We start from the raw sequence: 17020 nt of genomic DNA, 5'->3' as shown, positions 1-17020 counted from the left end.
AGACATCAGCCCTTTACTCCGGTCAGTGTGACGCCTTCGACGAACGCCTTCTGGGCGAAGAAGAAGACGACGATCACAGGGGCCATGACCAGGACGGTCGCGGCCATGGTGAGGTTCCAGTCGGTGTGGTGCGCGCCCTTGAACGATTCGAGCCCGTACGACAGCGTCCAGGCGGCCGGGTTCTCGGACGCGTAGATCTGCGGTCCGAAGTAGTCGTTCCACGCGTAGAAGAACTGGAAAAGCGCGACCGCCGCGATGCCCGGCCTGGCCATCGGCACGACGACCCGCACCAGCGTCCGCAGCTCGCCGCAGCCGTCGACCCTCGCCGCGTCCAGGTACTCGTCCGGGATGGTCAGCAGGAACTGCCGCAGCAGGAAGATCGAGAAGGCGTCACCGAACGCCATCGGGACGATCAGCGGCCACAGCGTTCCCGACAGGTCCAGCTGCTTGGCCCAGAACAGGTACATCGGGATGACGACGACCTGCGGCGGCAGCATCATCATCGAGACGACGAGCATCAGCGACAGCCGGCGGCCCCGGAAGCGGAACTTGGCGAGCGCGTACGCCACCGGGACGGAGGAGACCACCGTCAGCACGGTGCCGAGCCCGGCGTACAGCAGGGTGTTCCGCCACCAGGTCAAGAACCCCGGCGTCTCGAAGACCCGGACGTAGTTCCCCCACTCCCAGGTGTCCGGCGTCAGGTCGCGGGTCAGCGCCTGCTGGTCGTTCATCAGCGACGTCAGGACCACGAAGACGAACGGCAGCACGAAGAAGAGCGCGGCAGCGACGCCCAGCGCGTGGACGGCGATCCAGTGCAGCAGCGCCCTGCGGCGGGCGGCACTCCCGGCCGGGCTCGCGGAGGCGTCGCCCGCCCCGGTCTTCGCCGGCCGGTCGAGAACCTGCGTCATACGTCACTCACCTGCCTGGAGGATGCCGCCGCGCCGCCGCATCAGCAGCGCGGTGAAGGCCATGGCCAGGGCGAACAGCACGAGGGCGACCACGCACGCCGCCCCGTAGTCGAAGCGCTGGAAGCCCAGGTTGTGGACGAGCTGGGGGAGCGTCAGCGTGGACCGGTCCGGGTAACCCGGCTCGAACTGCTGGCCCGAGCCGCCGATGACGCCCGACGCCACCTTCCCCGCCACCAGCGGCTGCGTGTAGTACTGCATGGTCTGGATGACACCGGTGACGACCGCGAACATCACGATGGGCGAGATGTTCGGCAGCGTGACGAAACGGAACCGCTGGAGTGCGGACGCGCCGTCGAGCTCCGCCGCCTCGTACTGCTCCTTCGGTACGTCGAGCAGCGCGGCCATGAAGATGACCATCAGGTCGCCGATGCCCCACACCGCCAGCGCGGTGAGCGCCGGCTTCGACCAGGACGCGTCGTTGAACCAGCCCGGGGCCGGCAGTCCGAGGTCCGTGAGAACCACGTTGACCGGGCCCGTCCCCGGGTTCAGGAGGAAGACGAAGGCGAGGGTGGCGGCGACCGGCGGCGCCAGGAACGGCAGGTAGAAGAGGGTGCGGAACACGCCCGTGCCCGTCTTGATCCTGGTGATCAGCAGGCCGACGCCCAGCCCGAAGACGACTCGGCACGTGACCATGACCAGCACCAGCCACAGGGTGTTGCGCAGCGCCGGCCAGAACATCGGGTAGTCCGTGAACACCCACGTCCAGTTGTCGAGCCCGTTGAACCGGGGCACGCCGAAACCGTCGTACCGGGTGAAGGAGAAGTAGACGGTCGACAGCAGCGGGTACGCGAAGAAGACGCCGAACCCGACCAGCCACGGCGACATGAACGCCGCCGTCCGCAGCGCCGATCCGCGGCGTTTCGCGCGCAGCGTGCGCGTGCTCGTGGTCATCGGCGGACTACTTCGCCTTCGCGATGTCGGTGTCGATCTGCGCGGCGGTCTCCTCCAGGCCGGCCTGGAGGTCCCGCACCGCGCCCTTCTCGTACCGGTAGCCGAAGTCCTGGAGCGTCAGGAGGTACGTCGCTCCGTTCACCGCGCCCGCCGGAGTGCTGGACTTCGGGTGCCGCGCGATGTCCAGGAACGTCTTGAAGCGCGGGTCGAGCTTCAGGTCCGGCGACTTGAGCGCGGCGAAAGTGGACGGCACATTGCGGATCGCGTTGGCGAACTCCACGACGGCGTCCGTGTCCGTCGTCATGAATTCGACCAGTTCCCAGGCGGCGTTCTTCTTCCTGCTCGCCGGGGCTATGCCCATGACCGTGCCGGAAAGGAAGCCCTTGCCGTAGCTGTCGGCCTCGTCGTCGGCGACCGGCATCGGAGCGACGCCCACCTCGAACGGCACCCCGGCGTCCTCGGTCATGCCGAGCCGCCACTCGCCGTCCAGCTGCATCGCGACCTGCCCGGTGTGGAACGGGTGCTTGGCGCCCCACTCGTCGCCGAAGGTGCCGCGGTACTTCTCCAGCCTCCGGTAGCCGCCGAGCTCGTCGACCAGCTTCTTCTGCTGCCTGAACATGGCGGCGAAGGCCGGGTCCCTGGCGATGTTCGACCTGCCGTCGGCGTCGAAGTACTCCTGGTCCCAACTGCCCAGGTAGTGCTCGGCGGTCGTCTCGTAGCCGTGGTAGTTCGGCATGAAGCCGAGCTGCTCGTACCCGTCGCCCTTGGTCTTCGTCAGCTTCTTCGCGACCGCCGTCAGCTCCGACATGGTCCTGGGCGGCGCCTCGATGCCGGCCTTCTCGAAGGCGTCCTTGTTGTAGTAGAGGCCGTACGCGTCGGCGAGCAGCGGCATCGCGCACCGCACGCCCTCGAACTGCGTGTACTCCAGCGTCACCTTCGGGAAGGTCTTCTCCAGGTCGAGCCCCGACTTCTCGATGAAGGGCCCGAGGTCGGCGAAGGCCCCCGACGAGCAGAACTTCCCCACGTTCGACGTGGTGAAGGAGGAGACGACGTCCGGACCGCTGGAACCGCCCGCGCGCAGCGCCTGGTTGAGCTTGTCGTCGTTGATGTTGCCGACGACCTTCACCTTGATGTTCGGGTGCCGCGCCTCGAACCGGTCGACGTTGGCCCGGATCGCCTTCACCTCGCCCGGGGCGCTCCAGCCGTGCCAGAAGGTGATCGTGGTGTCGGCCTTCGGGTCGTCGGTCGCCCCGGACGACGGCCCGCCCGTGCACGCGGTGGCGAGCACGGACAGCGCGGCGACGGCGACGGCTGAGATGACGAGACGGCGGTTTCCGCTGATTCTGCGCATGGCGAAGCTCCCAGTGGGCGGGGACGGGTGGGTGCGGGACAGCAGGGGAGGAGGGTCAGCGGGAGGTGGTGTCGAAGACCTCGTCGCGCGTGGTCGCGAGGGCGCTCTCCAGCGCCCCGCGCAGTACGGGCTCGTCCTGTACGCAGCCGATGACGAGCCGGGGCCGGGGGGCGGCGAGCTCGGCCAGCTCCGCCTGGACGAGTGCGCGCAGCGGTTCGCCGCCGGCGACCAGCACCCCGCCGGACAGCACCACCAGCTCCGGGTCGAGGACGGCGACCATGGCGGCGAGGCCGGTCGCGAGGCCGGTCGCGAACGCCTGGAGAAGCTCCCGGTACGGCCCGTCGGCGGCCCGGGACGCCTCGCCGAGCAGCGCGACGGCCTCCTCGATGTACGTCTCGCCCGGCGGCACCGCGATGCCGAGCTCACGGGCCAGCCGGGGCACCGCCTGCCCGCCCGCCAGCTCCTGGAACCCGCCGGAGTTGGCCTTGGTCACCCGGCGCACGAGCGGCGTGCCCGGCACCGGCATGAACCCGACCTCGCCGGCGCCGCCGGTCCAGCCGCGGTGCAGCCGGCCGCCGATCACCAGCGCGGCCCCCAGGCCGCCGTGGTTCCACAGCAGCACGAAGTCCCGGTGCCCCCGCGCCACGCCGAGCCGCTGCTCGGCGACGGCGGCGAGGTTCACGTCGTTCTCGTACTCGACGGGCATGGGCAGCGCCGCCGCCAGGTCGTCGAGGAGGGTGGGGGAGTGCCAGCCGGGGAGGTGGGAGGCGTACCGCAGGCGCCCGGTGCCGGGGTCGAACGCGCCCGGGGTGCCGATGACGACCCGGCGCACGTCGGCCCGGACGAGCCCGGCGGCCTTCACCGCTCCGTCGAGCGCGTCGGTCACCTGGTGCACCACGGACTCGGCACGGCGGCCGGACGTCGGCAGTTCGAACTCGCCGGCGGTCGCTCCCGTGATGTCGGCCACGGCGGCCCGGATGCGCCGGGGCGTCACGTCCAGGCCGGCGACATACGCCGCCCGTGCGTTGACGGCGTACAGCTGGGCGTTGGGCCCGGGGCGTCCCTCGGTCGTACCGGTGGCGACGACCAGGCCGGCGCTCTCCAGGCGGACGAGCAGCTGGGACGCGGTGGGCTTGGAGAGACCGGTGAGCTTGCCGATCCGCGTACGGGAGAGCGGACCGTGCTCCAGGAGGAGGTCGAGGGCGGCGCGGTCGTTCATCGCGCGCAGAACACTCGGCGTGCCCGGCGTGCCCGGCGTTCCGGCCATGGCAATGCACCTACCCTTCCGCTACCGCCCGGCCGTCAGTATCCCCCGCCGAGGTCCCCCGAGACAGTGTTAGGAAAGTTTCCTGTTCGGTGTCACGAACGTAGGTCCCCGGTGGGAAGCCGTCAAGGGGTCACTCACGCGCGGCGCCCCCGCGGCAACGGAAGGCGTTGACCGCGGGGGCGCCGGGAGTGCGTACCGGACGTACCGGCTACTTGTTCAGGTTGGTGGCGGGCGCCGGTATGGGGGACGCCGCCATGGACTGCGGAGACGTCGGGCTGGCGAGGGCCGAAGGCGCCGACACGCCCGCCGTCGGGTCGCCGGGCGCGGACTCGTCGCCGACCGCCGGGGGGCCGCCGACGATCCGGATGCCCGCCCGGTCGAAGGCCTGCTTGATGCGCCAGCGCAGTTCCCGCTCGACGCCGAGCGCCTTGCCCGGCATCGTCTTCGCGGAGACCCGCACCACCATCGAGTCGAGCAGCACCGAGTCCAGGCCGAGCACCTCGACCGGGCCCCACAGCAGCTCGTTCCACGGCTCGTCCTTGGCGAGCTCGGCGGCAACCTCCCCGATCACCTCGCGCACCCGGTCCAGGTCCTCCGTGGGACGCACCTGTACGTCGACCCCGGCCGTGGCCCAGCCCTGGCTGAGGTTTCCGATCCGCTTGATCTCGCCGTTGCGGACGTACCAGATCTCGCCGCTGTCGCCCCGCAGCTTCGTCACCCGCAGGCCGACCTCGATGACCTCGCCGGACGCCACGCCCGCGTCGATGCTGTCCCCGACGCCGTACTGGTCCTCCAGGATCATGAAGACGCCCGAGAGGAAGTCGGTGACCAGGTTGCGGGCGCCGAAACCGAGCGCGACACCCGCGACGCCCGCCGAGGCGAGGAGCGGCGCGAGGTTGATGTTGAGGGCGCCGAGGACCATCAGGGCGGCCGTGCCGAGGATCACGAACGACGCGACGGAGCGCAGTACGGAACCGATCGCCTCCGAGCGCTGGCGGCGCCGCTCTGCGTTCACCAGCAGACCGCCCAGCGCGGTGCCCTCGACCGCCTGCGCGCTGCGGTTCATGCGCGCTATCAGCTTGGTCAGCGACCGGCGGACGACCGTGCGCAGCACGGCGGCTATCACGACGATCAGCAGGATCCGCAGCCCGACACTGAGCCAGGTGGACCAGTTCTGCTCGACCCAGCTCGCGGCGTTGTTCGCCTGTTCCGCCGCCTCGTCGAGAGTGACGGGCTTGGGCGTCGGATCGGCGGCCGACAGGACGGACCAGAGCACGGCGGGACCTCCAGGCGGGGCGGACGACAACAGACCAACCACACTAACGGGGCATCCCGCATGCTCCGGCGCGCTGTTCGAGGGAGAGACAAGACTCACCAGGGCATGAAGGTGGTGTGGTCGAAAACACTTCGAGCCCGTTACCGGGACGTGGTGGCGTTTCGACCAGGCATGAGGGGAGACTGAGAGCAGATCGTCCCGGCGCGAGCCACGCGCCGCCGGCGTTATAGGAGGCATCCGTGCCGCATGTCCTGGTCCTCAACGCGTCGTACGAGCCGCTCGGCGTCGTACCGCTCCGCCGCGCGCTCGTCCTCGTCCTGGAGAACAAGGCTCTCTGCCTCGAGGAATCCGGCGCCTACATGCACAGCGCGACCCGCGCTGTCCCCGCACCCAGCGTCGTGCGGCTGAAACGGTTCGTACGGGTCCCCTACCGGGGGCCCGTTCCTCTCACCCGCCGTGCGCTCTTCGCCAGGGACGGCGGGCGCTGCATGTACTGCGGTGGTGTCGCAACCAGCGTCGACCACGTGGTTCCGCGCAGCCGGGGCGGGCAGCACGCATGGGAGAACGTGGTGGCCGCGTGCCGCCGCTGCAACCACGTCAAGGCCGACCGGCACCTCATGGAGCTCGGCTGGCGACTGCGCCACCAGCCGGCGCCGCCCTCCGGACTGGCCTGGCGGATCATCGGCACCGGCCACCGCGATCCCCGCTGGCTGCCGTACCTCCAGCCGTTCGGCGCGGACGACGCACTGGCCCGGATCGACGGCATCTCCGCCTGAGACGCCCGGCGGCGGGCAGGCGCTCCGCTCGGGCGGGCGGCGGGGCCGGGCCACGCCCGGGGCGCGCTCGCCCGCCGGACACCGCCGCCGCTCGCCCGCCGGACACCGCCCGCCGGACACCGCCCGCCCGCCGCAGCCGGGCGGCCGAAGCCGCCGGTCCCATGGCATCCGGCATCTACGGGCGCCGGCGCCCGTGCCCGGCCCAGCCTCCGCGGCGGTCACGGCAGCCCCGCGCCCGGCCTGCGGGCTACCTGTCGCCGCCGGGCGTTCCGGAAGTTCCGGCGTCTCCCGCCTCCGGCGCGGCCTCCGCCTCGCCCGCGTCCGCCGCGTCCACCGCGTACGCCTCCACCGTGAACAGCGAGTAGCCGAACGGCATGGCCCGCTCGTCGCACTGCACCCGCACGTAACGCGCGCCCTCGGCGTCCATCCGGACCGCCTCGCGGCCGCCCCGCCCGTCCCTGACCGTCGCAGCGGTGCGCCAGGTGCGGCCGTCCGCGGACACCTGGACGCGGTACCTCTTCGCGTACGCCTCCTGCCAGTGCAGGACGACCTGCCCGAGCCGCACCGGCTCCGCGAGCTCCGCCTGCCACCACCCCGCAGGGCCGATCGGCGACGTCCACCGGGTCGCGGGGTCGCCGTCGCTCGCGTTCGGCGCCGTGAAGTCGGCGGTCTCGTCGCCGGACGACGACACCCGCACGCCCGCGCCCCGGAACAGGTCCGGCCCGCCCGTACGCGGGAAGGCGCGCACCGTGAGGACGCTGTCCTGCCCGTCGAAGGACACCGGCACCCTGTACTCGCCCGCCGGCACCGCCTCGTCCACCCGGACGTCGAGCGGCACCGCGGTGGACGCTCCGCGCGGCACCGTGGTCGCCCGGGGCGCGCGGACCTCGATGCCCTTCGGGGCCTGCGCCGTCAGCCGGCCGCGGACCTCGCCGGGCCGCTGCCCGGTCAGCCGTACCGTGACACGCTCCGGCCGGCTCCCGCCGATCACCGCGTCCGTCTCGCTCCGCTCCAGCCGCAGCCCGGCCCGGGGCTCGTCCGCGAACCACGGCACCACCCGGTGCACGACGGGCGCGACCGCGTCACGGGCCCCGTCCCAGGTCAGGCGTACGGCGTCGACCCGCGCCCCCCGGGCGTCCGTCTGCGTCCAGCCGCTGCCCGACAGCGTGCCCACGCGCCGCCAGCCCTCGCGCGGGACATGGGCCTCCAGCACCGCGCCCTCGCCCGTACCCGGCTCCGTCATGGCCGTCAGCGCCGCTACGGGCCGCGCCCGGTCGAACCGCACGGTGTACGCGCCGGCTTCCTCCGAGACGTCGCCCGCCGCGCGGTCGGCGCCGGTCCAGGCGTCCGCCGCCTTGACGGCCCGTACCAGGAAGGGATCGAGCACGCCCTTGCCGACGGTGACCCGGCTCGCCTTCAGGGAGCCGCGCAGCGCGTCCAGGTCCAGGGAGGCCCGCCAGGCGGCCGGGCCGTCGCCGCGCGCCTGCGCCTGGAGCAGGTCGACGGACAGCTCGCCCGCCCTGCCGTACCGTGCCAGCTGCTCGCTCCACGGCCGCACCTCGTCGTCGAAGGCGCCGCCCGCCGGGCCCCGCAGCCGCGAAGGGGCGTCGCGCATCACCGTGAACGCGTCGCGCAGCTCGCGCGCCGCCGCGTCCCGCACGTCCCCGTCGGACGCGCGGGTCCGCCAGAAGCCCTCGATGAGCGGCCGCAGGTACGCCGACTCCTCACCGCCCAGCACGGACGAGGCGTGGTTGCCCGCCAGCGCCCGCATCGCCGCGCGGGCCGGCGCGTCGTCGCCCGCGAGGTCGTCCATCGCGGCCTGCCAGGACTCCTGGGGCGTGTAACCGCGCGGGTTCCAGGCGTAGTCGGCGGCCGTGAACAGCGGGATGCGGGAGGCCGAGGCCTGCTCCATGGCGTTGGCGAGGAGGGCGGCGGAGCCGGACGCCACGGCGGGGTCCCGGCCGGTGTACGGGCCGAGGAAGATACGGTCCTGCGCGTAGTCGTTGACCGGGTAGTTGTCCATGGTGACCAGAGGATGGGCGAACGCCGCGCGAGCGCCCGCCAGTTCGCGCCCGGTGATCGTCTTCGGCACGACGCCGACACCCGTCCACGCCACGTGCACCCCGCCGTCCAGCTCGGCGGCGAGCGCCCGCCGGTAGTCGGTGTCGCCCTCCTGGTAGTACTCCGTCGGCATCACCGACAGCGGCTCGGACCCCGGATGACGTTCCGCGAGGTGGCGCGCCACCGCGTTGGCGACCCGCGCGTGCGCCTTCGCCGCCGACTTCGGACCCGATCCGAACGTGTCGGCGTCCGCGCCGCAGTGCCACTCGCTGTAGCTGACGTCCTGGAACTGGAGCTGGAACGAGCGGACGCCCAGCGCCCACATCGCGTCGAACTTGCGGTTCATCGCCCTGATGTCGGCGTCGGACGACATGCACATGGCCTGCCCCGGAGCCACGGCCCAGCCGAGCGTCACGTGGTTGGCCCGGGCCCGCTCCGCGAGCGCCCGGAAGTCGGCGCGCTGCTGCGCCGGGTACGGGTCGCGCCAGCGGGCCTGCCGGTACGGGTCGTCGCCGGGGGCGTAGAGGTACCGGTTCTGCTTCGTACGGGCCATGAAGTCGATCTGCGCGGCCCGCTGTTCACGGGTCCACGGCTGGCCGTAGAAGCCCTCGGTCATGCCGCGCACGGCCGTCCCCGGCCAGTCCCGGACGGCGACTCCGGCGATCCGCGTCCCCCGGTCCTCCGGGCCGGTGGTCACCAGCTGACGCAGGGTCTGCGCCGCGTGGAACAGGCCGTCGTCCCCGACACCGTCGAGTGCGACCGTGTCCCGCCCGCCGACCTCGCCGACGGCCATCCGGTAGCCCCCCGACGGCAGATCGGCGCGTTCGGGCACGCGCAGGGCGCGCAGCGCGTCGTTCGCGCCGGTGCCGCCCGCCCGTACGACCAGGCCGCGCGGGGGCAGCGGCTCGTCGGGCCGCACGGTGTAGAGCGTCTTCACGCCCGCGTCGCGCAGTACGTCGCCGAGGGCCTTGAGGGCGTACGGGTCCGTGCCGGCCTCCGCCACGAGCACCGCTTCCCCGCCCACCGGCACCGACTGCCCGGCGGCCCGCATCGACTGCGGCCGGGGCCAGACGGAAGGCAGCGGGGCGGCGTCGTTCCCGCGGTCCGGCTTCTCGGCGGCGGGGGAGCCGGGGCCAGGGGCGGAGGGGGCGGCGAAGGCTCCGTGGGAACCGCCGAGCAGTCCGCCGATCACAGCCACCGCGACGGCGGTCGCACCCCTCGCGCCTCTCCTGCGCCCGAACTGCACGGCCGTCTCCTCAGTCGCGTCAGCTTCCTGTGGGCCCCGAGCCCACCACCCGTCCGGCCGACTGTCAATTTTCGTACGCGGAACCAGGTGTGACGCGGGCCACGTTGATGGAACGTATACGTCTGCGGCCGTGTCCTCTGGGTAGGGCTGCTGTGACCACTTAGCCCACCGTAGGGAGGCCCCCTGTGGCCGCTGCACAGCTCCTTCTCTCCGCCCTGTCCAAACCCGTGCCCGCTCCCCGCACCCAGCTCGACGACGCGTTCCCCTTCGACGACGCGGCATTCGCGGAGCCGCTGCTCACCTGTGAGCCGCCGCTGACCAGCGAGCCGCCCATGGCCGACGCCGCCCCGCTCACCAGCGAGCCCCCGATGGCCGACGCCGCCCCCCTGACCAGTGAACCGACAGCCCACGGCACGGCATCGGGCGTGGAGCCCATGGGGGTCTAGATGGGCCTTGCCCGGCTCGCGGCCCTGCACGGCGTCGCCACGTCCTACCAGCCTTCGGCGCACCGCACGCTCCAGGTCCCCGACGACACGGTGGTGGCCGTTCTCGCGGCCCTCGGCGTCGACGCGCGCACCCCCGAGGCGGTGCGTACGGCCCTCGAAGCGCACGAGAGCGCCGCCGCCCGCCGACTGCTGCCCGCCACCCTGGTGTCCTGGACGGGCCCGGCCGGCCCCCAGCCGCCGCCCGCCCTCGCCGCTCTCCCGCCGGGCACCCGTCTGCGCGTCGAGACGGAGCAGGGCCCGGCGGTCGAGTGGGACACGCCGCCCCCGGACGTGCCCCCGCCCGCCGATCCCGCCCCGTCGCCCGCCGCCGGCTCCGCCCCGTCGCCCGCCGCGACGAGCGACAGCGGCCCGGCGGGCGGCGAGGGCTGGGGGCAGGTGCCCCTCGGCGTGCACCGGCTGACCGTCCGCACACCGGAGGGCCGCGAGGACGCCGCCCCACTCGTCGTCGCCCCCGCCCGCGTCCCGCAGCCCCCCGGCCGCACCTACGGGTTCATGGTGCAGCTCTACTCCCTCCTCTCCCGGCGCTCCTGGGGCATGGGCGACCTCGGTGACCTCGCCGAACTCGCCGCCTGGTCCGGCCGCTCCCAGGGAGTCGGCTTCGTCCAGATCAACCCGCTGCACGCGGCCGTCCCCGGCACGCCCACCGACCCGTCGCCGTACCGCCCGTCCTCCCGGCGCTTCCCCGACCCCGTGCACCTGCGGATCGAGGACATCCCGGAGTACGCCCATGTCCCGCCGGCGGACCGCGCCCGCATCGACGAGCTGCTCGACCGGGCCGCCACCCTGCGCGACGGCGTCCTCAACAAGGGCGAGCTGATCGACCGCGACGCCGTGTGGCAGCTGAAGAAGCGGGCCCTCGAACTCCTGCGCACGGTCCCGCTCGGCCCCGGCCGCCGCGCCGCCTACTGCGACTTCCTCGCCGAGCAGGGCACGGCGCTGGAGGACCACGCCACGTGGTGCGCGCTCGCGGAGGTGCACGGGCCCGACTGGCACGCCTGGCCGCCCGAGCTGCGCGACGACCCCCGCTCCGCCGCCGTCGAACGCGCCCGCCGCGAGCTGGACGACCGCGTCGACCTGCACTGCTGGCTGGCCTGGCTCACCGACTGCCAGCTCGCCGCCGCGCAGAGCGCCGCACGCCAGGCGGGCATGCCCGTCGGCATCGTCCACGACCTGGCCGTCGGCGTGCACCCGGGCGGCGCCGACGCCTGGGCGCAGCAGCACGCGTACGCCCGCGGCATGTCCGTCGGCGCGCCCCCCGACGCCTTCAACGCGCTCGGCCAGGACTGGGGCCTGCCACCGTGGCGCCCCGACGTCCTGGCCGCCGCCGCGTACGCCCCCTTCCGCGGCCTGCTGCGCGGCCTGCTCCGCAACGCGGGCGCCCTGCGCATCGACCACGTGATGGGCCTGTTCCGCCTCTGGTGGATCCCGCAGGGCCACCGCCCGACGGACGGCACGTACGTCCGCTACGACGCCCAGGCCATGCTCGCCGTACTCGCCCTGGAGGCCCACCTGGCGGGCGCGAGCGTCATCGGGGAGGACCTCGGGACCGTCGAGCCGGGCGTGCGGGACGCGCTCGCCGAGCGCGGCGTGTCCGGCACGTCGGTCCTGTGGTTCGAACGCGACTGGGCCGGTACGGGGGAACCGCTGCCGCCCGAGCAGTGGCGCGAGCACTGCCTGGCCACCGCCACCACCCACGACCTGCCCTCCACCGCCGCCCGCCTGACGGGCGAGCACGTCGCGCTGCGCCACCGGCTCGGCCTGCTCACGCGCCCGCTGGAGGAGGAACGGGCCGAGGCGGCCGTGGAAGTGGCCGACTGGCTTTCGTACCTGGCCAAGCTTGAGCTCCTGCCGGAGGGCGCGGGCGACGAGGAGGGCGGCATCCGCGCCGTCTACCGCTTCCTGCTGCGCACCCCGGCCCGGATGGTCGGCATCTGGCTGCCGGACGCGGTGGGCGACCGCCGGCCGCAGAACCTGCCGGGCACCTGGGACCAGTACCCGAACTGGCGCCTGCCGGTCGCCGACGCCGAAGGACGCCCCGTGACCCTGGAGGAACTGGCCGCCTCACCCCGCCTGCACGATCTCCTCGCCACTTTCCGGACCCGTACGGCACCCCCGGGCGCGCGGCCCTCCTAGGCGTTCGCTAGGTTGGCACCGTGGACAAGAAGAACGCCCTGCGCGCCGGTGCTGTAGCGGCCGGTACGACGCTGATGATGCTGCTCATGTCGTCCCCCGCGCTCGCGCTCACGCGGGACGACGGTGACGACCCGGGATCCGGCCTGAGCGTGGCCCAGACGCTCGGTCTGTACGTCGTGGCCCCGATCGTGCTGTTCGCGGTGATCACGGGACTCGTCATGGTGCTGGACAAGTCCAAGAAGCAGAGCTGAACCCACGGGCGGAGCCCATGGGCCACCCACGGTGCACCCGTGGGGCGAGCTGAGCGGCCCGCCGGGCCCGCTCGGTCTGTCGCGCGTCCGACCTTTCGTAGAGGGCGCCTCCATCGGAGGCGCCCTCTGCGCGTGCGTACGGGTGTGGGGACGGCCGTCCGCACGCCTGCCCCTTGAGGTGTCAGGCCCTGCCCGGACGCCCCCTCACACCTTGCCGGTGCCGGCCAGCAGTCGGCGCAGCAACGTCTGAAGCTGCTCCACCTGCTCCTCGCCGAACCCTTCCAGCGCCTCGTGCTGAAGCTCCAGCCCCGCCGTCACCGCTTCGTCGACGATCGCGAGGCCGCGCTCCGACAACGTCACCCGCAGCCCGCGCCGGTCGTGCGGGTCGGGGCTCCGGCTGAGCAGCCCGGCCCGCTCCAGTTTGTCGAGCCTGCCCGTCATCCCGCCGGTCGTGAGCATCAGCGTCGCGGAGAGCTCACGCGGCGAGAGCGTGTACGGCTCCCCGGAGCGCCGCAGCGTCGCCAGCACGTCGAACTCACCGCGCGAGACCCCGAACCTGGCGTACGCCTTCTCCATGCGGTCGCCCATGGCGCGCGCGATGCGGTAGACGCGCCCGAAGACCGCCATGGGGCCGGTGTCGAGATCCGGACGCACCTCGGCCCATTGAGCGGTGATGGCGTCGACGGGGTCTTTGCCGACTGCCTCGGCCACCTCCGCCGTGTCTGCCCGGTCTGCCCGGTCTGCGCGGTCTGCGCCGTCCGTCGCGTCCGCCCTGTCGGCCTTGGCCGCCTGGTGGCCCTTGCTGTCCGTGTCGGCCTTCGTGGTCATGACCGCAGTATCGGGGGCCTTCAGAGCGCCTGCAAGAAAGTCGCTCGACAGAAAGCAGATCACGGGAAAGTCACTTGTGACTAACTAGCTTAGCGCTAAGCTAGTTGCCACCTTCCCGCTTGCCGAGCGGCCAAGACTTTCCCCCTGGGGGCCGAATACCATGAGCCGTGCCGGGACCGTCGCACTGACCGCCCTCGCCCCGATGTCCTGGGGCTCGACGTACGCCGTCACCACCGAATTCCTGCCGCCCGACCGCCCGCTCTTCACCGGCCTGATGCGCGCCCTGCCCGCCGGACTCGTACTCCTCGCGATGGCCCGGACACTCCCTCGCGGCGCCTGGTGGGGCAAGGCGGCGACGCTCGGGGCGCTGAACATCGGGGCGTTCTTCCCGCTGCTCTTCCTCTCCGCGTACCGGCTGCCCGGGGGTATGGCCGCCGCCTTCGGCTCCCTCGGGCCGCTGTGGGTGGCCGGGCTCGCGGTGCTGCTCCTGGGTGAGAAGCCGACCGTACGCACCCTGCTCACCGGCATCGCGGCGGCGCTCGGCGTGAGCCTGGTGGTGCTGCGGGCCACCGCCGCGCTGGATGCGATCGGCGTGGTGGCGGCGCTGGCCTCGTCCGCCTCCATGGCGGCCGGCACGGTGCTCACCAAGCGGTGGGGGCGGCCCGAGGGGGTGGGGCCACTGGTCATGACCGGCTGGCAACTCACCGCCGGCGGGCTCCTACTCACGCCCGTCGCCTTCCTGGTGGAGGGCGCACCGCCGGCGCTCGACGGGAGGGCCGTCGTCGGTTACCTCTACCTCGCGCTGGTGAACACGGCGGTCGCGTACTGGCTCTGGTTCCGCGGCATAGGCCGGCTCACCGCGACCTCGGTGACCTTCCTGGGCCCGCTTTCGCCGCTCACCGCGGCGGTGATCGGCTGGGCGGCGCTCGGCGAGGCCCTGGCGCCCGTACAACTCGTCGGGATGGCGATCGCGCTCGGAGCGACGCTGTTCGGGCAGGTCACTTTCGCTCGGCCGTCGAGGGTGCAACCGGAGCCTCGACCATTCAGAATGACTGAAAGGAATAGTCGGAAAGATTCGATGGACCTGTCGAATGACGTGGTGCGACGGTAGACCGACCGAACCCCATCAGCCCGAGACCGGGCCGCCCGCGGGGACGAGACCGTCGGAGGGAACGCCAGTGGCAGTCCAGGACCACCACGTCCGCGTCGGCAGTGAGCGGGAGGGGGTGACGGTGACGGCGACCGCCGCCGTTTCGACCCCGGGCGTGGGAGGCGACGGGTCCCGGGCGAGGGGCGATAGGGCGGCGGTGGTCGGGGGTGAAGGGGCTGGGGCGAGGGTTGGGAAGGTGGCGCCGGCGGGTCTCGTGCTCGCGGCCGTCGCCACGGTCGTCTGGTCCGGCAGCTTCGTCACCTCCCGCGCCCTCCACGACTCGGTCCCGCCCGTGCAGGCGGCGTTCTGGCGCTGGATCGTGGCGCTCGTCGCCGTGGCCCCCTTCGCGGCCCGCGAGGCATGGCGCCAACGAGCCGTCCTACGCGCCCACCTGGGCTTCGTCGTACTCGCCTCGCTCCTCGGCGTCACCGTCTACAACACCCTGGTGAACCAGGCCGGCCTCACCACATCGGCCGGCAACATGGGCATGATCATGGCCGCCTCGCCCGTCCTCATGGCCGTTTACGAACGCCTGGGCGGCGCCCGCATCGGCGCGCGCCGCACCTTCGGGATGCTGGTGGCCTGTGCCGGGGTGCTGCTCCTGGTCAGCAAGGGCTCGCTCGCCATGGACTTCGCCGCAGGAGACCTGTGGATGCTGGCGGCTGCGGTGACGTTCGGTTCGTACAGCGCGCTGTTGCGCCGCAAGCCGGCCGAGATCGGCGGACTGGCGTTCCTGTTCAGCACGTTCGTGCTCGGCGCGTTGATGCTGGTACCGGCGTACGCCGTCAGCCTGGCGCTCCAGGGCGGCTTCGAACCGACGGCGGGAACGGTCGGCCCGCTCGTCTACGTGGGCGTCTTCTCCTCCGCGGTCGCGTTCTTCGCCTGGAACAAGGCGATCGCGCTGGTCGGCGCCGCGAGGGCGGGCGCCGTCTACTACCTCCAGCCGGTATGCGTCGCCCTGCTGTCCTTCGCCCTGCTGGGCGAGGCGACGGGCCCGGCGCAGATCGTCTGCATGGCGTTGATCCTGGGGGGAGTGATGCTGGGGGCGGGGGCGGGGGCGGTGCGGGGCGGGTGGCGGATCCGAAGGCGGCGGGGGTGGGGACGGCTGGGAGGCGGAGGTGACGGGGGTGTCGGGGGGTGGACGGAGGCGTCGGGGGTGACGGAGGTGAGGAGAGGTGACGGGTGAGGCTTTCGCCGTAGACCGGCACGGACCCCGGGATACATTCCGTCCCATGACCGAGTGGGACATCAAGAAGCTGCGGATCCTGCGCACTCTGCGCGACCGGGGAACCGTCACCGCGACGGCCGAGGCGCTGATGATGACGCCGTCGGCCGTATCGCAGCAACTGTCCAACCTCGGCAAGCAACTCGGCGTACCCCTGCTGGAGGCGCACGGGCGGCGGGTACGTCTGACGGACGCCGCCCACCTGGTGCTGCGGCACGCGGAGGCTGTCTTCGCTCAACTGGAGCAGGCCGACGCCGAGTTGACGGGCTACGTGCGCGGGGAGGCGGGGGAGGTGAGGGTGGGGGCGTTCTCGACGGCCGTGCCCGCACTGGTGGTGCCGGCGGTCCAGCGCCTGCGTACGACGCATCCCGCGCTGGAGGTACGGGTGCGGGAGGCGGAGGCGGCGGAGGCGTACGAACTGCTGGCGAGCGGGGCGGTGGACCTGGCGCTGTCGCTGGCGGCGCACGCGCCGACCGCCCGCGACCAGCAACTGGCCCGCGTGCCGCTGCTGGCTGACCCGCTCGACGTGGCGCTCCCTGCGGGACACCCGATGGCGGCGGCGCCCGGGCTGAGGCTGGCGGACCTCTCCGGTGAGCCGTGGATCTTCGGGGGGAGCGGGCCGTGGTCGGAGATCACGCGCCACGCGTGCGAGGCGGCCGGCTTCGTACCGGAACAGGCCCACAGTGCCGCCGGGTGGACGGCGATCCTGGCGATGGTGGAGGCCGGGATGGGCGTCGCGCTGGTGCCGCGGATGGCGGCGGCGGAGCGGCGAACGGGCGTGGTGATGCGGGTCCTGAGCGCGGACCAGCCGCAGCGCCACGTGGTGGCGGCGGTACGCCGAGGAGCGGAAGCGGGCCCTGCGGTGGCCCGCGTACTGTCAGCCCTCCGCGAGGTGGCAACGGCGCGGAGGGGGTGAGGTTGGGGTCGGGGTTGGGGTTGTGGGTGGGCTTGGGCCGATTGTTGCTTTCGGGCCGGGCGGGGTGAACCACTTGTTGCTTCTGGGGGGTGTGGGGCCGTCCCCGGGCGCTTGAGTGTCGGTGGGCCGGGGTGGTGCGTCAAGGGCGCTCCTGCGTCGCGTCGCCTGCGGCGAT

14 protein-coding genes are annotated in these 17020 nt (G+C 72.9%); 7 read left to right on the top strand and 7 right to left on the bottom strand.

The window, feature by feature from the left end; genetic code table 11:
- Positions 1 to 5: 5 nt before the first annotated feature.
- The 5 genes from ACWGH0_RS20180 to ACWGH0_RS20160 all read right to left on the bottom strand — a co-directional run bounded on the left by ACWGH0_RS20180 (position 6) and on the right by ACWGH0_RS20160 (position 5753).
- Positions 6 to 908 carry a carbohydrate ABC transporter permease gene (locus ACWGH0_RS20180; protein ID WP_453405540.1) on the bottom strand — a complete coding sequence of 301 codons (903 nt, stop codon included), beginning with the start codon at positions 906 to 908 and terminating at the stop codon, positions 6 to 8.
- A gap of 3 nt (positions 909 to 911) precedes the next feature.
- Positions 912 to 1859: a carbohydrate ABC transporter permease gene (locus ACWGH0_RS20175; RefSeq protein ID WP_453405539.1), complete on the bottom strand. Its 948-nt coding sequence runs from the start codon at positions 1857 to 1859 to the stop codon at positions 912 to 914.
- A gap of 7 nt (positions 1860 to 1866) precedes the next feature.
- A complete protein-coding gene (locus tag ACWGH0_RS20170) occupies positions 1867 to 3210 on the bottom strand; it encodes an ABC transporter substrate-binding protein (protein ID WP_453405538.1) in 1344 nt (447 codons plus the stop codon).
- A 55-nt stretch (positions 3211 to 3265) separates the two neighbouring features.
- Entirely contained in the window at positions 3266 to 4477 is a 1212-nt protein-coding gene (locus tag ACWGH0_RS20165; RefSeq protein ID WP_453405537.1) for an ROK family transcriptional regulator, read from the bottom strand.
- A 208-nt stretch (positions 4478 to 4685) separates the two neighbouring features.
- Complete coding sequence (locus tag ACWGH0_RS20160; RefSeq protein WP_453405536.1) at positions 4686 to 5753, bottom strand: mechanosensitive ion channel family protein; 1068 nt, start codon at positions 5751 to 5753, stop codon at positions 4686 to 4688.
- Between the two features lie 239 nt (positions 5754 to 5992).
- On the opposite strand from ACWGH0_RS20160, the gene ACWGH0_RS20155 reads away from it, so the two are divergent.
- Entirely contained in the window at positions 5993 to 6529 is a 537-nt protein-coding gene (locus tag ACWGH0_RS20155) for an HNH endonuclease (RefSeq protein ID WP_453405535.1), read from the top strand.
- A 247-nt stretch (positions 6530 to 6776) separates the two neighbouring features.
- On the opposite strand, the gene ACWGH0_RS20150 is transcribed toward ACWGH0_RS20155, so the two are convergent.
- The gene (locus ACWGH0_RS20150) at positions 6777 to 9836 is read right to left on the bottom strand and encodes a beta-N-acetylglucosaminidase domain-containing protein (protein ID WP_453405534.1); all 3060 of its coding nucleotides are present in this window, start codon (positions 9834 to 9836) and stop codon (positions 6777 to 6779) included.
- Positions 9837 to 10021: 185 nt separating this feature from the next.
- On the opposite strand from ACWGH0_RS20150, the gene ACWGH0_RS20145 reads away from it, so the two are divergent.
- Genes ACWGH0_RS20145 through ACWGH0_RS20135 form a run of 3 tightly spaced genes read left to right on the top strand, consistent with a single transcriptional unit; the run spans position 10022 to position 12726 of the window.
- A complete protein-coding gene (locus tag ACWGH0_RS20145; RefSeq protein ID WP_453405533.1) occupies positions 10022 to 10282 on the top strand; it encodes a hypothetical protein in 261 nt (86 codons plus the stop codon).
- Positions 10283 to 12475 (top strand): 4-alpha-glucanotransferase, encoded by a 2193-nt coding sequence (gene malQ / locus ACWGH0_RS20140; RefSeq protein ID WP_453405532.1) that lies wholly within the window; start codon positions 10283 to 10285, stop codon positions 12473 to 12475. It begins immediately after the preceding gene.
- 20 nt (positions 12476 to 12495) lie between these two features.
- Positions 12496 to 12726 (top strand): hypothetical protein, encoded by a 231-nt coding sequence (locus tag ACWGH0_RS20135; RefSeq protein ID WP_453405531.1) that lies wholly within the window; start codon positions 12496 to 12498, stop codon positions 12724 to 12726.
- A gap of 204 nt (positions 12727 to 12930) precedes the next feature.
- On the opposite strand, the gene ACWGH0_RS20130 is transcribed toward ACWGH0_RS20135, so the two are convergent.
- Complete coding sequence (locus tag ACWGH0_RS20130) at positions 12931 to 13554, bottom strand: MarR family winged helix-turn-helix transcriptional regulator (protein ID WP_453405530.1); 624 nt, start codon at positions 13552 to 13554, stop codon at positions 12931 to 12933.
- A 160-nt stretch (positions 13555 to 13714) separates the two neighbouring features.
- On the opposite strand from ACWGH0_RS20130, the gene ACWGH0_RS20125 reads away from it, so the two are divergent.
- The 3 genes from ACWGH0_RS20125 (at position 13715) to ACWGH0_RS20115 (ending at position 16845) form a co-directional block, all read left to right on the top strand.
- On the top strand, positions 13715 to 14665 hold the full coding sequence (locus ACWGH0_RS20125) for an EamA family transporter (protein WP_453405529.1): 951 nt from the start codon (positions 13715 to 13717) through the stop codon (positions 14663 to 14665).
- 235 nt (positions 14666 to 14900) lie between these two features.
- Positions 14901 to 15890, top strand: a complete 990-nt coding sequence (locus ACWGH0_RS20120) for a DMT family transporter (RefSeq protein ID WP_453405528.1) — start codon at positions 14901 to 14903, stop codon at positions 15888 to 15890.
- Between the two features lie 46 nt (positions 15891 to 15936).
- Entirely contained in the window at positions 15937 to 16845 is a 909-nt protein-coding gene (locus ACWGH0_RS20115) for a LysR family transcriptional regulator (RefSeq protein ID WP_453405527.1), read from the top strand.
- Positions 16846 to 17020 lie beyond the last annotated feature (175 nt).

Source organism: Streptomyces sp. NPDC054887 (assembly GCF_053610585.1).
This window is presented reverse-complemented; position numbering and strand designations above follow the sequence as displayed.

Coding starts and splice junctions, on each gene's coding strand:
- ACWGH0_RS20125 (WP_453405529.1), top strand. CDS start 13,715: ATGAGCCGTGCCGGGACCGTCGCACTGACCGCCCTCGCCCCGATGTCC.
- ACWGH0_RS20130 (WP_453405530.1), bottom strand. CDS start 13,554: ATGACCACGAAGGCCGACACGGACAGCAAGGGCCACCAGGCGGCCAAG.
- ACWGH0_RS20115 (WP_453405527.1), top strand. CDS start 15,937: ATGACCGAGTGGGACATCAAGAAGCTGCGGATCCTGCGCACTCTGCGC.
- ACWGH0_RS20170 (WP_453405538.1), bottom strand. CDS start 3,210: ATGCGCAGAATCAGCGGAAACCGCCGTCTCGTCATCTCAGCCGTCGCC.
- ACWGH0_RS20175 (WP_453405539.1), bottom strand. CDS start 1,859: ATGACCACGAGCACGCGCACGCTGCGCGCGAAACGCCGCGGATCGGCG.
- ACWGH0_RS20165 (WP_453405537.1), bottom strand. CDS start 4,477: ATGGCCGGAACGCCGGGCACGCCGGGCACGCCGAGTGTTCTGCGCGCG.
- ACWGH0_RS20180 (WP_453405540.1), bottom strand. CDS start 908: ATGACGCAGGTTCTCGACCGGCCGGCGAAGACCGGGGCGGGCGACGCC.
- malQ (WP_453405532.1), top strand. CDS start 10,283: ATGGGCCTTGCCCGGCTCGCGGCCCTGCACGGCGTCGCCACGTCCTAC.